We start from the raw sequence: 14,369 nt of genomic DNA, 5'->3' as shown, positions 1-14,369 counted from the left end.
CGGCCGACTCTGATTTTCCTTTACGGCATCGGGCGCTCGCGCTTGGTCCCTCTCAACTGCCCCCGAACCGAGGGCAGTAACTTGCATTGACGAACCTTTGAGTTAGGTCTAGTATTGCAAGTGACCGGCGACAAGCGCTGGCGATGAGGGGGAGGAACTGATTGATGCCAAAGCACAATTGCGTCGCGCGTTGCCGATTCAACCGTATTTCGATGACCGCGCTGGGCGTCGCGCTGATGGCGGCGGTCGCCACGCCCGCAACGGCACAGGATGCCGGAGAGCAGGCCGGGGGCGAGCAGGATAGCCAGGGTCCGCAGATTGCCGATATCGTCGTCACCGCGCAGCGGCGCGATTCCACCGTGCAGGATACGTCGGCCGCAATTTCGGCGTTCAGTGCAGAATCGATCGAAACTGCCCGCATCCTGAGCTTCGAGGATCTCGCCGGGCAGGCGACATCGCTGAGCTTCACCGCGCTGTCGCCGATCGACCAGGAATTCAACATTCGCGGCATCACCAATACCCGGCTCGACAGCCCCTCGGCGGACCAGTCGATCGGCATCTTCGTCGACGATGTCTATGTTGGCCGCTCGGGCCTGTTCAATTTCGACATGTACGATATTGAGCGGGTCGAGGTCGTTCGCGGGCCGCAGGGCGTGCTGCTGGGGCGCAACGTCGTCGGCGGTGCGATCAGCATTTACAGCGCCCGCCCGCAAGCCGATACGGGCGGCAGCCTGGCGGTCTCCTACGGCAATTACAACGAGAAGCTGGCGCGCGGTCATATCACCGGAACGATCAGCGGACCGCTGACCGGACGCCTGAGCTTCCAGTATCGCAACCGTGACGGCTTCAACCAGGATCTGCTGCACGATGTCGATCTCGACGATGTCGACAGCATCCAGTTCCGCGGCCAGTTGATGGTCGAGCCTGACGACAGCGATTTCACCGCACGGCTGGTATTCGACTATACCAAGGACAAGTCGAACGGCTTCCATTCGGTCGCCATCGATGGCCCGGCCGCAGGCTCCGGCCCGTGGAGCGCGGCGCGCGCTGCGATCGGCGTGATCCGCGGACGCCCGCTCAAGCTGCGCGAAGGCCTGCCCGAATGGCCGCGCTACAAGGGCGAGACCGCCGATACGCCGCAACAGCTCAACCGTGAGGCCTGGGGCCTGTCGTTGCGCATGGACCAGGGGCTGGGCGGCCTCGGCACGCTGTCGTCGATCACCGGCTATCGCAAGGGGGATGCGTTCAACGTCTATGACCAGACCGGCATCGGGCCGGACAACGGCTTTGGCGTGATCTCGCCGACGCTGTTCACCTTCCCGGTCAACGAGGACGAGAATATCCGCCAGTTCAGTCAGGAACTGCGTGTCGTCTCGGAAGAACAGTCGGATCGCGGGTTCGACTGGATTTTCGGCGCCTATTACCAGCACGACAAGGTGACCAAGCTCGACCGGTTCTGGGCCGAGGTGCCGCTGACCGTGCTGACCACGCTGTCGGGCGAAAGCCGGTGGGACAATCGCGCCACCAACGAGAGCTACGCGTTCTTCGGCCAGCTCGGCTATCGCTTCTCGCCGCAGTTGCGGGTGGTGGCGGGTGTCCGCTATTCGAAGGATCGCAAGTCGGGCCGCGTGACCGGTACCGCGGTCGAAGGCGGCGACAAGTTCAATCCCAACGACCAGGTGGCGCTGACTCCGCTCGCGGGTACGTTCCGCGAAGGGCAGAGCTTCACCGCGCGCTATTCGGACAGCTGGAGCGAGATCACGCCGCAGGCGACGATCGAGTTCAAGCCCAATGACGACATGCTGTTCTATGGCACCTTCTCGACCGGCTACAAGGGCGGCGGCTTCGAGGACGATCCGGCCAACGCGGCTGCTGCCGTCTCGAGCTATGACCCCGAGACGGTGACCAGCTTCGAACTGGGCGGCAAGGTCGATCTGTTCGATCGCAGGCTGCGGCTCAACGTCGCGGTGTTCGACATGAAGTACAAGAACCTGCAGGTCACCCAGACCTCCGCCGCGTGCCTGTGCAACATCACCGACAACGCGGCGGACGCCAAGATCCAGGGGGTCGAGGCCGAAGCGACGATTGCAGTGGCGACGGGGCTGACGCTGTCGGGCGGGCTGACGTTGCTCGACACCAAGTACATCGCGTTCACCGATTCGCTGGGCAACAACAATTCGGGCAACTTCCTGCAGCGCACACCCAAAGCGCAGTGGAATGTCGCGGCCGATTTCGTCACCGATATCGGCGACTGGTCGGATGCGCTGCGGTTCAACGTCAATTACAGCCACCAGGCGCGGCTGTTCTGGGCTCCGGACAATCTGCAGCGCGAAGGCGGCTATGGCCAGCTTGGCAGCCGCGTTTCGTTCACCCCGGGCAATGGCGACATCACGTTCTCGCTCTGGGGCCGCAACCTCACCAACACGCTCTATCGGACCAACATCATCGCCTTCTTCGGGGATGAGGTCAGCCGTCTGGGCGCGCCGCGCCAATATGGTGCGGAGATCTCGGTCAAGTTCTGACCGGGGTTGCCGGGTAACAAAAAGGGGCAGCCGGTCCGCACCGGCTGCCCCTTTTTCGTGACGGCTTCTGTCAGATCAGAAGCGGTTGTAGCTGAGGTCGCCTCGGCCCTTTTCGCCCATCAGCATGCGCGGATCCTCGGGCTTGAACAGGCCCAGGCACCAGCCTTCGGCCATCGGCATGTCGCGGTTCCAGTCGAGCGTGATCTTGCGGTGCGCGATCCGCCATTCGCCGTCGCGCTTCTCGAACCGGTCGACAATCCGTCCGCCGGTCAAGGTGTCCCATTTTTCGCCCTGCTTGGAAAAGCGCGCGAAGGTCAGCACATAGCATTCGGCATAAGCGAGCGTGTCGCTTTCGAACTCGACATGCAGGTTGCAAAGATAATGGCCCATGACGTCGCCGCCCTGCATCCGCTGGATAGCACCGTCGATATAGGCGCGCGCCGGGCCGGAATAGCTCGAGCCATGCTCCTCGATGCTGTCATCGAAATAGCAGCTGTGCAGCATCTCGCCGTCGGCGCGGTCGACCCCGCGCGCATAGCGCGCGAGGCAATCGGCAATGTCCTGCTTGGCGAGCATCGTCTCGAGCGTGTTGGCGTATTTCATTTCAGCGCCTCCCGTCGTGCAGGGCCTTGGCCATCGACCGTTTGAGCGTGTGCGGATCGCGCGCCAGGAAGGCGCGGACCGATTCGGCATGCGGATCGGTATCGTGCTCGTCGATGCGGCGGGCAGCGGCCATCAGCCCGGCCTTGCCGATATCGCGCGGGGACGATTTGGCCTGCCAGGTGACATGCTCGGCCATCCGGGTGTCGACCGACCCGACGATCAGCGCGGCGACATGCGTGCCCTGCGGTTCCAGCTCGGCGCGCAGGCAGTCGCTTGCGGCGCGCGCGGCAAACTTGCTGGGGCTGTAGCCGCCCATGTTGGGCACCGCGCAGATGCCGCCCGCCGACAGCACGTTGACGATGGCGCCGCCGCCGTTTGCCTTGAGGATCGGTGCAAACGCGCGGACCATGGCCAGCATGCCGAGATAATTGGTCTCGATCTCGTCGCGCGCGAAGCTGATGTCCGGCGCTTCGAGCAGGGTCTGGCGGTGGAAGGCACCAGCGTTGTTGACCAGCAGATCGACATCGGTGCAGCGCTCAGCGGCTGCTGCGACCTCGTCATGCTTGGTGACGTCGAGCTGGATCGGCACGACGCGGGCATCGCCGGTCTGCGCAGCGGCGGCCTCAGCGTCCGCCAGCTTGCGAGCAGCCAGATAGACCCGCGCTGCGCCCTGATCGAGCAGTTCCTCAATGAAACCAAAGCCGATGCCGCGGTTGGAACCGGTGACGATGGCGGTGCATCCCTCGATCTTCATGCTGCGGCCTCCACCTTGCTGCGCTCGCGCGCCCAGGCGCCATAGAGAATGTCGTCGGGCTTTTTCGCGCCGCGCACCGCCTTGCCCATGTCGGGGATGATCATGCCGCGGCCCCAGGTCTCGTTGATCGGCATTTCGTGGTTCCATTCCCAGGCGAGCCTGCGGTGCGCGATCTTCCATGCGCCTTCGCGCCGCTCGAACCGGTCGACGCAGCGGGCCATGGTCAGGCTGTCGAACGATCCATTGTCGGCCAGGCGGCGCGAGAAGGTGAGGAAATAGCATTCGGTCACGGCCAGATCGTCCTCGACGAACTCGACGGAGATGTTGGTGCAGATGTGCGACATCAGCGGCGCGGTGGGCAGGATCTTGGCCATCAGCGCGACATAATCCGCCGCGGGCCCGACATAGACGCCGCCATGATCCTCGATGGCGTCAGGATGGTAGGCGGCATGGATCAGATCGACATCGGCGCGGTCGGCGCCGCGCGCATAGCCGATCAATATGTCCTCTATTTCCTGCCTGTCGAGCAGTTGTTCCACGGTCAGTCGCATCCTCATTCTCCGGTTTCTGGGTGTTCCATGCTGGCATAGAGGTCGGCAAAGGCCGCCTCTGCGCCGGTAAATTCGCGGGTGTCGTCCATCGCGGCGATGGCGGCGATGTTGGCTTCGACCCAGCTGCTGCTGTTATCGGCGGCAAGCGCGCCGCGGCCTTCGATGGTGCGTGCGCGCCGATAGCGGCGGCCGCCCGCGAGAAAGATCTGGCCGTTGAGGGTGCACGCTGCGCTGGCAAGATAGGCCGCCATCCCCGCCGCATGGTCGGGCGCAAGCCTGGGGTCGTCGGCCACGCCATCCTGCGCGGTCATCGGGGTGGCGGCATAGGGGCACAGCACGTTCACGCGCACTTGGGTCCGCTTCAATTCATCGGCCAGCGTCAACGCCATGGCATTGAGCGCACCCTTGGATGCTGCATAAGGGATGCGCCCGCGCACGCCATGCAGCCCGGCGGAAGAGGATATGAACACCATCCGCCCAGCGGGGCTTTGCAGCAAGTGGGGCAGGGCGGCTTGCGCCAGCGCGGCCTGGGCGAAGAAATTGGTGTTCAGCACATCGTGCAGCGCAGCCATGTCCATATCGGGCAGCTTGGCAGCCGGGCCCATGATGCCCGCATTGAACACCACCGCGTCGATCCGCCCGAAGGCGCCGAGCGCTGCCTGCACGAGAGCCTCTGCTGCGCCTTGGGCTGCCACATCCTGATGGTTGGCGATCGCCACGCCGCCACGGGCACAAATTGCCTCGGCAATGGCTTTTGCGCTGTCGGGCTGGCCATCGCGCAGCCGGTTGTTGACCAGCACCGCAGCGCCGTCAGCGGCAAGTGCCTGCGCAAAAGCTGCGCCCAGGCCCTTGCCCGCACCTGTGACGATGACCGCGCGTTCGACGCTGGAAACCATGGCCTGTTCTCTCCCGATGGGGAAAGGCTAGCCAGTTTGGTATGATAATGAAAGCTTAAAATCGCCGGGTTCGGCGATGGCGATCAGGCGGGAATGGCATCGTGCCGCGGGGCCTCTCTTTCGGCGATCTCGACGATGCGGAAGTCCACCTGATGCGCCTCGATCGGTTCGCGGCAGTGCGAGCACACCACCTGCGGTTCGAGCCGATGACCACAATCGCGGTGCGTCAGCAACACCGGCGGGCCGTCGGGCGAGCAGAAATATTTGTCGCCCCACATCATCAGCATCAGCAGCGCGGGGTAATAATCCACCCCCTTGCGGCGCAGGCGGTATTCGAAGCGCGGCGGGCTCTCGACATATTGCTGCTGGCGGATCACCCCGATCGAGGTCAGCCAGGCGAGCCGTTCTGCCAGGATGTTGGTGGCGATGGCGGTGTCACGGCGGATATCGTCGAAGCGGTTGATGTTGGTGAAGATCGACCGCATGATCAGGCTGGCCCAGCGGTCGCCGATGATGCGCGCGGCCTCGTCGAACAAGGATGTCGCATCCTGCGTCGTCTCGCGCTGCTGGCGGCGGCGCGAATAGACCGGCTCCATCATGCCGACGCCGGGGCCGGGCTCCCACTCCACCTGTGTCGCGTCGATCGTCTGGTTGCACGCGCGGCACGCCGGTTCGGGCTCGAAGGTGTGGCCGCAGGTCTGATGGGTCAGCTCGACCTTGATCTTGTTGCGGCCCAGGCCCCAGCGCTGTTCCCAGCGCAGCAGCATTAGCGAGGTCCAGTAGAGATCGCGCCCCTTTTGGGTGAGCACATATTCGTGGCGGTTGCCGCCGTCGCTGCTCGGGCACTTCTCGATCATGCCATTGGCGATCAGACGCTTGAGCCGATCGCTCAGCAACGCCTTGAGAAGCCCGGTGCGCTTGCGCAGCGCATCGAAGCGGCGGGTGCCCAGCCAGATTGCCTCGATCACCAGCACCGTGGGCGCATCGCCCACCACTTCCAATGCGCGCCAGATCGAGCAGGTACGGATTAATTGCGGTTCAACAGTCACGGGACGGACAATAAGCGCGCCGGAGCGCTTCGTCGAGCCTTTCGCTCCGGCGCGGCTTTTGCCTCAATGGGCTGCGGCGGGCGTATGGAATTCTTCCTGGATGCCCATCTCGCGCAGCAGCTCGGCACGGTCGTAATATTCGCGCCAGACCTTCACGTGATCGCCCTCGACCTCGAGGATGCCGACCACCGGCACCTTGCCCTTGTGGCCCTTGTAGACGAACTCGTCGGTGCGCTCGATCACCACGACATCGCCGATGCGGCCGATGTTATGGATGTGCAGCGTGATGCTCTCGATGCCTGCGCCCAGCGCGTTGATCCGCTCGGCAATCGCGGGGCGGCCGTTGACCGGTTCGATCATCATCGAATGCAGCACGCCGTCCTCGGCGAACAGATCGCCCACCATCTTCCAGTCGCGGCGGTTCCAGGCGTCGATCATCTTCTCGACGACAGCAATCTTGGGGTCGGTCATTGCGCTCTCCTTGGCTGCGGAATCGGCTGCCACGTCATCCTTCGCCCAGGCCGTGCCGGGCAGCAATGCGCCTGCGGCCAGCGACAGGGCGGCAAACGCCCATGCAGCGGTACGGAATTGGGTCATGGCATCCTCCTTGGTTTTGGTTATGCGGCCGGTGCGTCCGGCCTGCCGCATCGCTGTACCGCAAACACACTTGCGTAACCAGACCATTCTGCTATCCGGACGGGATAGGACTGAAAAGCCAGAGGATGAGGTTATGGCCATGAGGATCGAACGGTTGCCTGCGATCCGTTCCACGTTGCAGCCGAGCAACCATCCGTATCTCACCGGGCCGTGGACCCCGCAGTACGAGGAGGTCAACGCCTTCGATCTGGATGTGATCGAAGGCGCGATCCCTGAGGACCTTGACGGCATTTACCTGCGCAACACCGAAAACCAGGTGCACCAGCCGCTAGGCCGCTATCACCCGTTCGATGGCGACGGCATGATCCACCAGATCGATTTCCGCCGCGGCACGGCGCATTACCGCAACCGCTTCGTCCGTTCGCGTTGCTTTCAGGCCGAGCAGGAGGCGGGCGGGTCGCTGTGGGGCGGGCTGCAGGACAGGCCGAGCCTCTCGCGTCGTCCCGGCTTCGGCGCGCACGGCAGTCTGAAGGACAGTGCCTCCACCGACATCATCGTCCATGCCGGCCAGGCGATCGCCACCTTCTACCAGTGCGGCGAGGGCTATGTGATGGACCCCGAAACGCTCGAGCCGATGGGTCCTGCACCCTGGGTGCCGATCGACGGCATTTCCGCGCACCCCAAGGTCGATGACCGCACCGGCGAGCTCTTGTTCTTCAACTATTCCAAGCATGCGCCGTTCATGCATTACGGCGTGGTCGACCCCGAAGGCCGGCTGACGACTTATGCGCCGGTGCCGCTGCCGGGGCCGCGCCTGCCGCACGACATGGCGTTCAGCGAGAACTGGGCGATCCTCAACGATTTTCCCGTGTTCTGGGATGAGCAGCTGCTCGAGCGCAACATCCACGCGGTGCGGATGCACGATCTGCCCTCGCGCTTTGCCCTGGTGAACCGCCATGATCCGTCCGACATCCGCTGGTTCGATGCCGCGCCGACCTATGTGCTGCACTGGCTCAACGCCTGGGAAGAAGGCGAGGAGGTTGTGCTCGACGGCTATTTCCAGAACAACCCCACGCCCGATCCGCTCGAGCATGAGGGCGGGCATGGCGCGATGATGGCGCATATCGACGAGAACAGCTTCAAGCCCACGCTGCACCGCTGGCGGTTCAATCTGCGCACCGGCAAGACGCGCGAACAATCGCTGGGCGATCAGCTGGTCGAGTTCGGCATGATCAACCAGCGCTATCTGGCGCAGCCCTATCGCTATGCCTATTCGACCACGACCCGGCCGGGCTGGTTCCTGTTCAACGGCTTCGTCAAGCACGACCTGCACACGGGCACATCCACCACGATCACGCTGCCGGAAGGCCGCTATGCCTCCGAAGCACCGTTCGCGCCGCGCGTCGGGGCCGAGGACGAGGATGACGGCTATCTGGTGAGCTTCGTGATCGACGAGAACCAGGGCACGTCCGAGTGCATCATCATCGATTGCAAGCGTTTTGCCGACGGCCCCGTCTGCCGCATCGCGCTGCCGCACAAGATCAGCAGCGGCACCCATTCGCACTGGGTCGAGCGTGATGTGCTGGAGCGCGACAAGGCCGCGCGGCGCGAGCGGGCCATGGCGGTCGCGGCCTAAGCCGCGCCGTTCATCGCTGCCAGCACCGCCTCGCGCAGATCGGCGCGGACCACCTTGTTCATCGCGTTGCGCGGCAGCGCGGGCAGGACGACCAGCCGTTCGGGGCGCTTGAACACCGCCACGCCTGCCGCCGCCAGATGCGCGCCGATGCCGGCGATATCGGGCGGGCTCGTGCCGTCGTCGATGACGACCGCAACGGCAATCCGTTCGCCCAGATCGGCGTCGGGAATCCCGACCGTGGCCGCCTCGCGCACGCCCGGCAGGGTGACCAGCAGTTCGTCGATCTCGGCCGGCGAAATGTTCACCCCGCCGCGCACGATGATCTCCTTCGATCGCCCGACAAAGCGGTAGAAGCGCGCCAGCGGTCCTTCGCCTGCGATCTCGAACAGGTCGCCGGTGCGGAACCAGTCGCCGTCGAAGGCGGCTGCGGTGAGCTCGGGTGAACGCCAATAGCCCGACATCACGTTGCCGCCCGCGATATGCATCTCGCCCGGCTGGCCAGGTTCGGTGATCACCGCGCCGCTCGCCGGATCGACCAGCCGGGTGCGCATCACGCCCGAGACCGGGTTGGACCATTCGACACCCTCGGCGCCGAAGCGGGGGAAATAATGCGCGCGCTCGGCGCGGTCGGGAATGTCACCGGGGGACGACATCAGCGCCATGCCCTCGTTCGATCCGAAGATGTTGCAGATCTCGATGCCGTGCGCTTGCGCCCAGCCCTCGATCAGCCAGGGGGTGAGCGGCGCAGAACCGCTGCCGATCGCGCGCAGCGACGACAGGTCCACCGAGGCGGCAATCTGCGGCTGCTTGAGCAAAGCGGTGAGCACGGCGGGCGGCGCGATCGTATAGGTGACGCGCTCGGCTTCGATCTGCTTGAGGAAGACGCTCAAGTCGAACGGGTGGTGCAGCACCAACGTGCCGCGCACCTCCAGCCAGGGCAGCACCAGCCCGCCGATCGAGGCGATGTTGACCAAGGGGAAGGGGTTGAGCAGCACATCGCCCGCCACCATGCCGGTTCCCCAGACGATCACCTTGGCGTTGAGCACCCAGTGGTTGTGATCGCGCGGCACGCCCTTGGGCCGCGCTTCGGTGCCCGATGTCCAGCAGATGGTCAGCACCTCGCCGCCATCGACGGGGTTTGCGGCGCACCATTCCGTCACCGGCGCGGGGTCTGCAGCGGCGGCGAGCGCCTTGAGATCGGTGCCGTGGGCCGCCGGGCCCATGGTCAGCACCTGCATGCCTGGGCGCACCTCGGCCAGACCTGCCGCCATCGCGCAATGATCATGGCCGTGGAACGTGGGCACGGTGACGAACGCCCGGGCATCGGTGAGCGACAGGATATGGGCCAGCTCGTGCTCGCGATACTGCATCACCACCGGGCTGACGATCAGCCCCAGCCGGGCGGCAGCAAGAAACAGGATCACCGCATCCACCGTGTTGGGCAGTTGCGCGCAAACGACATCGTCCCTGGCGAGCCCCAGCCCGATCAGGGCGGCGGCCATCGCATTGACCCGCGCATCGAGTTCAAGCCAGCTCAGCCGCTCCGGCGCGCAGCCATCGAGTGTTTCGCGGTTCATCGGATCGACGATCGCCAGCGCGTCGCCGCATTCGCTGACCGCGCGGCGCAGCATCGCATCGACGCTGATCCCTTCCCACCAGCCGCGCGCCATGTGGTCCGCAATCCGCTCTGCTGGGGTCAGAAACATCGCGCTCTCCTGTCTTGTGCTTTACAGCTTTCATAAAGATACCTAAACCCTTCGCAAGCCAAAGCTGCGGCCCGGGGGTGATTTATCGACCCCCTGAAAACAAACGGAACTGGGGAGGCTGGCATCACCATAAAGGTCATCCAATGGGCGACCGGTGCGATGGGTCGCACCGCGCTGCGCCGCATCATCGACGATCCCGCGCTCGCTCTGGCAGGCGTGCATGTCTATTCGCAGGGCAAGGCGGGCCAGGACGCAGGCGAGATCGCGCGCCGTCCGCTCACCGGCGTGCTGGCGACGTCCGATCTGGCCCAGACGCTGGCGATTGACGCCGATGTTGTCATCCACACGCCGCGGATCACCTTGCCCTATGATGCGCTGGTACCCGATGTCGAGGCGCTGCTGCGTTCGGGCAAGAACGTGATTTCCACCGCCGGTTTCCATTGGCCTGCAGCGCAGGGGCCGGACTATGCTGATCGGCTGCACCGCGCCGCGATCGAAGGCAATGCCACGCTGGCGGGCGTCGGGGTGAGCCCCGGCATGATCGTCGAGCGGATCGCGCTGGCCGCCACCGCGATGTCGGTCGAGGTCGAGCACATCCATGTCAGCGAGACGGTCGATGCCTCGGCCATGGCGAGCGCCGCGTTCGTGTTCGATCTGATGGGGCTGGGCAGCGATCCTGCGGTGCGCGACATCCGCACCGGGCCCCTGGCAGAGCTTTACCGTGCGCTTTTTTCCGAAGTGCTGGTGTTTGCCGCGCACCAAATGGGTACAAAGGTCGGAAAAATCGAACCAGATCATCGGCTGACCATGGCCCCCGCCGACATTGTCATACCCGCCGGTACCATCCCGCAAGACACCGTGGCGGCGACCGAATGGCGCTGGACCGCGCATTACACCTGCGGCACGCGCTTCACGCTGGCGATCCTGTGGACCGCTGATCCGGCGCTGCACGAGGGCGGGCGTGGGCATTGGGACGTGCGCATCGAAGGGCGTCCCAATATCCATCTGACCATGGACATCACCGAAACCGATCCGAACGCGCCGCCCTCGCGCGCGCTCACTGATGCGACGGTCGCGGTGGCGATCAACGCGATCCCCGCCGTGATCGCGGCACCGCCGGGGCTGTTCGCCTTTCAGCCGCCCAGCGCGTGGAGGGCTCCGGCATGAGCGAGGCCTATCTGCATGTCGCTTTGCGCACGCCGCGTGGGAGGGCACGGCCCGATGGCGGGCTGGCGCAAGAGACGCCGCACGGGCTGGTCGCGCATCTCGTCGATGCGATGGAGGCGCGCGGGGCCGATCCGCGCGGGCGCGCCGAGCGGATGACCCTGGGCTGTGTCGGCCAGGTCGGCGCGCAGGGCGGGCATATCGCATTGGTCGCCAAGCTGAAGGCCGAACTCCCCGATGGGGTTGCGGTGCATACGCTCAACAATTTCTGCGCTTCGGGCCTGTCCGCCATCGGCGCGGCGGCGGCGGCGGTCGCCTCGGGCCAGGCGCAATGGGCGCTCGGCGGCGGGGTGGAGATGCTGTCCAAGGTCGCCTTCATGGCCGACAAGGCCGATTATTATACCGCCGCCGACATGCCGCCCGACCGGCGTTACATGCAGGTGGCGCTGGCGGCCGACATGCTCGCTGAAAAGGAAGGCATTCCCCGCGCCGAGCTTGATGCGGTGGCGATGACCTCGCAGGCGCGCGCGGCGGCGGCAGAGGATCGCCCCGAATTGCTCGCCTCGCGGATCGCGGTGGCAGGGCTGGATCGCGAGGAAGCGGTGCGGCCGATGACGCTGGAGCGGCTGCAGGCGCTGCCGCCGGCGTTTCCGGCATTGGCCGAGGGCTATCGTGCGGTATTGGGCGAAAGGCAGATCGACCACCGCCACAGCGTCGCGCATGCCCCGCCGATGACCGATGGTGCCGGGCTCGCGCTGGTCGGCCCGCGCGAGGGTGCGATCGCGCGCATCGTCGCGCATGTCGAAGTTGGCGGCGATCCTTGGGATTCGCTGACCGCAGGTTTTGCCGCGATGGACAAGGCGCTGGCCAGAGCGGGGGTGACATTGGCGGACATGGACCGCATCGAGTTCATGGAGGCGTTCGCGGTCACCCACGCCAAGTTCCTGCGCGACCGCGCGCCCGATCCGGACAAGGTCAATGTCAGCGGCGGCCATGTCGCCAAGGGGCACCCGATGGGCGCGACCGGCGCGATCCTGCTTTCGACGCTGATCGATGCGCTGACCGCGTCGGGCGGCACTCTGGGCCTTGTGGTGGCGACCGGCGCGCAGGGCGTGGGCGTGGCAACAATCGTGGAGCGAATCTGAATGATCATCGACAAATTGCGCCTGCCGGTGGTGGCCGCGCCGATGTTTCTGGTGTCGGGCCCCGAGATGGTGATCGCAGCAGCGCGATCGGGCATCATCGGGTCGTTCCCCACGCCCAACTGCCGCACAGCCGCGGACCTCGACGCCTGGATGACGCGGATCGCCGCCGAGACCGCGGGTGCTCCTGGGCTGTGGGCGGCGAACCTCGTGACGCACAGCAGCAATCAGCGGCTGGCGGATGATCTGGCGCTGATCGCCAAGCACAAGCCGCCGATTGTGATTACCGCTCTGGGCAGCCCGGCCCCTGCGGTGGAGACGGTGCACGGCTATGGCGGCGTCGTGCTGGCCGATGTCATCACCGTGGCGCTGGGTCGCAAGGCGGCAGCGGCGGGCGCGGATGGACTGGTCTGCGTGTCGGCGGGCGCTGGCGGGCACACCGGCTTTCTCTCGCCCTTCGCCTTCATCACCGCGCTGCGCGCCGAGTTCGACGGCATCATCTGCGTCGGCGGGGGAATTTCGGACGGCGCGGCGCTGGCAGGCGCGATCGCGGCGGGCGCAGACCTCGTCTATATGGGCACGCGGTTCCTCGCGGCAGAGGAAAGCATGGCGGTGCCGGGCTACAAGCAGATGGTCGTCGACAGCGGGCTTGAGGATCTCGTCGTCAGCCCCGCGATCACCGGCACGCCCGCGTCCTGGTTGATCCCGTCGCTGGTCGCCTACGGCTATGACCCCAAGGACCTCGGCAAGCCCGCTACCCGCGATTATGGCGGCGATCCGCATGCCAAGTGGAAGGATCTGTGGGCCGCAGGGCAGGGGGTCGGCACCGTCCGCAGCATCGAGCCGATCAGCGCCATCGTCAACGAGATCGAGGCCGGTTTCCGCACCGCATCTGAGCGACTGGGTCAGCGGGCCGGAACCAACTGACCCGCGGGCCGCTCAGCCGCGTTTCGGCGGCATCGGGATGAAGCCGGAGGTGCGCGCGACATACTCGGCATAGCCTTCGCGCGTCTTGGCCAGCCGCTTTTCGACCGTCGGCGCGCCCGACCATTTCATCAGCGTCCAGGTCAGCAGCATCGGGCCGATGATGGCGGCGAGCCCGGTCGAGGTCTCTGCCGCGATCAGCCACAGACCCCACCAAGTGGTCGCATCGCCAAAGTAATTGGGGTGGCGGGTGTAACGCCACAGGCCGCCGGTCATCAGCTTGCCCTGATTTTCCGGCCTCGCCTTGAACGCAACCAGCTGCGCATCGCCGATCGTCTCGAACGCGATCCCGAACAGCGCAAGACCTGCGCCGATCAGGCCCAGCAGGCCAACGGGTGGCGCGGCATCGATCTGGCCCAGCTGCACCGGCAGGCAGACGACGAACAGCAACGGTGCCTGCGTGGCGAACACCAGCTGGCCCGAGGCGCGGGCAAAGCTCCAGCCCTTGTGCTGCTGGGCCTTGCCGAGCAGCGCCGAATAGCGCCTGTCGGGCCCATGGCTGCGCCAGCGCCACAGCATGAAGCTGCCCAGTCGCGCGGCCCACAGTCCGCAGATCGCCAGCAGCATCAGCATGCGGGTCGGGTCGCCTTCGGCCTGGACATAGGTGGATGCTGCCATCACCAGCATGCCCCACGCCCAGAAGCTGTCCACCGGGGTCACGTCGCGTGTCCCCAGACAGATCAGCCATAGAGCGACAAAGCATGAGCCCAGCACAGCCGCGTTGATCGCCAGAATCGTCAGCATCCCGTTTTCTCCCGATTATCG

Annotated in this window: 13 protein-coding genes; 5 read left to right on the top strand and 8 right to left on the bottom strand. The window is 65.5% G+C overall.

The window, feature by feature from the left end; translation table 11 throughout:
• Positions 1-164 precede the first annotated feature (164 nt).
• Positions 165-2,522, top strand: a complete 2,358-nt coding sequence (locus tag LI72_RS14135; protein WP_081985023.1) for a TonB-dependent receptor — start codon at positions 165-167, stop codon at positions 2,520-2,522.
• 75 nt (positions 2,523-2,597) lie between these two features.
• Here the strand turns inward: LI72_RS14135 and LI72_RS14130 are convergent, their stop codons facing one another.
• The 6 genes from LI72_RS14130 to LI72_RS14105 form a co-directional block, all read right to left on the bottom strand.
• Entirely contained in the window at positions 2,598-3,125 is a 528-nt protein-coding gene (locus LI72_RS14130; RefSeq protein ID WP_052129873.1) for a nuclear transport factor 2 family protein, read from the bottom strand.
• Position 3,126: 1 nt separating this feature from the next.
• Positions 3,127-3,879 (bottom strand): SDR family oxidoreductase, encoded by a 753-nt coding sequence (locus tag LI72_RS14125; RefSeq protein ID WP_033926570.1) that lies wholly within the window; start codon positions 3,877-3,879, stop codon positions 3,127-3,129.
• Positions 3,876-4,430 carry a nuclear transport factor 2 family protein gene (locus tag LI72_RS14120; RefSeq protein ID WP_052129871.1) on the bottom strand — a complete coding sequence of 185 codons (555 nt, stop codon included), beginning with the start codon at positions 4,428-4,430 and terminating at the stop codon, positions 3,876-3,878. The genes LI72_RS14125 and LI72_RS14120 overlap by 4 nt, the downstream gene beginning before the upstream one ends.
• A 2-nt stretch (positions 4,431-4,432) precedes the next feature.
• Positions 4,433-5,326 carry an SDR family NAD(P)-dependent oxidoreductase gene (locus LI72_RS14115; RefSeq protein ID WP_052129869.1) on the bottom strand — a complete coding sequence of 298 codons (894 nt, stop codon included), beginning with the start codon at positions 5,324-5,326 and terminating at the stop codon, positions 4,433-4,435.
• Positions 5,327-5,409: 83 nt separating this feature from the next.
• On the bottom strand, positions 5,410-6,375 hold the full coding sequence (locus LI72_RS14110) for a winged helix-turn-helix transcriptional regulator (RefSeq protein ID WP_033926569.1): 966 nt from the start codon (positions 6,373-6,375) through the stop codon (positions 5,410-5,412).
• A 63-nt stretch (positions 6,376-6,438) separates the two neighbouring features.
• On the bottom strand, positions 6,439-6,972 hold the full coding sequence (locus LI72_RS14105; protein WP_197051917.1) for a nuclear transport factor 2 family protein: 534 nt from the start codon (positions 6,970-6,972) through the stop codon (positions 6,439-6,441).
• A gap of 133 nt (positions 6,973-7,105) precedes the next feature.
• Between LI72_RS14105 and LI72_RS14100 the strand changes: the two genes are divergently transcribed.
• Positions 7,106-8,608, top strand: a complete 1,503-nt coding sequence (locus LI72_RS14100) for a carotenoid oxygenase family protein (RefSeq protein WP_231562484.1) — start codon at positions 7,106-7,108, stop codon at positions 8,606-8,608.
• Here LI72_RS14100 and LI72_RS14095 read toward each other — a convergent pair.
• Complete coding sequence (locus LI72_RS14095; RefSeq protein ID WP_033926567.1) at positions 8,605-10,314, bottom strand: class I adenylate-forming enzyme family protein; 1,710 nt, start codon at positions 10,312-10,314, stop codon at positions 8,605-8,607. The two genes, LI72_RS14100 and LI72_RS14095, sit on opposite strands and share 4 nt — an antisense overlap.
• A gap of 159 nt (positions 10,315-10,473) precedes the next feature.
• Between LI72_RS14095 and LI72_RS14090 the strand changes: the two genes are divergently transcribed.
• Genes LI72_RS14090 through LI72_RS14080 form a run of 3 tightly spaced genes read left to right on the top strand, consistent with a single transcriptional unit; the run spans position 10,474 to position 13,547 of the window.
• Positions 10,474-11,481 carry an NAD(P)H-dependent amine dehydrogenase family protein gene (locus LI72_RS14090; protein WP_052129866.1) on the top strand — a complete coding sequence of 336 codons (1,008 nt, stop codon included), beginning with the start codon at positions 10,474-10,476 and terminating at the stop codon, positions 11,479-11,481.
• Positions 11,478-12,623 (top strand): acyl-CoA thiolase, encoded by a 1,146-nt coding sequence (locus tag LI72_RS14085; RefSeq protein ID WP_033926565.1) that lies wholly within the window; start codon positions 11,478-11,480, stop codon positions 12,621-12,623. The genes LI72_RS14090 and LI72_RS14085 overlap by 4 nt, the downstream gene beginning before the upstream one ends.
• Complete coding sequence (locus LI72_RS14080) at positions 12,624-13,547, top strand: NAD(P)H-dependent flavin oxidoreductase (protein WP_033926564.1); 924 nt, start codon at positions 12,624-12,626, stop codon at positions 13,545-13,547.
• Between the two features lie 12 nt (positions 13,548-13,559).
• Here the strand turns inward: LI72_RS14080 and LI72_RS14075 are convergent, their stop codons facing one another.
• Positions 13,560-14,348 carry a DUF1295 domain-containing protein gene (locus tag LI72_RS14075; RefSeq protein WP_033926563.1) on the bottom strand — a complete coding sequence of 263 codons (789 nt, stop codon included), beginning with the start codon at positions 14,346-14,348 and terminating at the stop codon, positions 13,560-13,562.
• Positions 14,349-14,369: the final 21 nt, after the last annotated feature.

Source organism: Sphingomonas sp. 35-24ZXX, assembly GCF_000786215.1.
GTDB lineage: Bacteria > Pseudomonadota > Alphaproteobacteria > Sphingomonadales > Sphingomonadaceae > Blastomonas.
This window is presented reverse-complemented; position numbering and strand designations above follow the sequence as displayed.

Bases quoted from the DNA above. Each gene is read 5' to 3' on its own strand.
- LI72_RS14095 (WP_033926567.1), bottom strand. From the start codon at position 10,314: ATGTTTCTGACCCCAGCAGAGCGGATTGCGGACCACATGGCGCGCGGC.
- LI72_RS14090 (WP_052129866.1), top strand. From the start codon at position 10,474: ATGGGTCGCACCGCGCTGCGCCGCATCATCGACGATCCCGCGCTCGCT.
- LI72_RS14120 (WP_052129871.1), bottom strand. From the start codon at position 4,430: ATGCGACTGACCGTGGAACAACTGCTCGACAGGCAGGAAATAGAGGAC.
- LI72_RS14135 (WP_081985023.1), top strand. From the start codon at position 165: ATGCCAAAGCACAATTGCGTCGCGCGTTGCCGATTCAACCGTATTTCG.
- LI72_RS14105 (WP_197051917.1), bottom strand. From the start codon at position 6,972: ATGACCCAATTCCGTACCGCTGCATGGGCGTTTGCCGCCCTGTCGCTG.
- LI72_RS14075 (WP_033926563.1), bottom strand. From the start codon at position 14,348: ATGCTGACGATTCTGGCGATCAACGCGGCTGTGCTGGGCTCATGCTTT.
- LI72_RS14130 (WP_052129873.1), bottom strand. From the start codon at position 3,125: ATGAAATACGCCAACACGCTCGAGACGATGCTCGCCAAGCAGGACATT.
- LI72_RS14085 (WP_033926565.1), top strand. From the start codon at position 11,478: ATGAGCGAGGCCTATCTGCATGTCGCTTTGCGCACGCCGCGTGGGAGG.
- LI72_RS14115 (WP_052129869.1), bottom strand. From the start codon at position 5,326: ATGGTTTCCAGCGTCGAACGCGCGGTCATCGTCACAGGTGCGGGCAAG.
- LI72_RS14125 (WP_033926570.1), bottom strand. From the start codon at position 3,879: ATGAAGATCGAGGGATGCACCGCCATCGTCACCGGTTCCAACCGCGGC.
- LI72_RS14080 (WP_033926564.1), top strand. From the start codon at position 12,624: ATGATCATCGACAAATTGCGCCTGCCGGTGGTGGCCGCGCCGATGTTT.
- LI72_RS14100 (WP_231562484.1), top strand. From the start codon at position 7,106: ATGGCCATGAGGATCGAACGGTTGCCTGCGATCCGTTCCACGTTGCAG.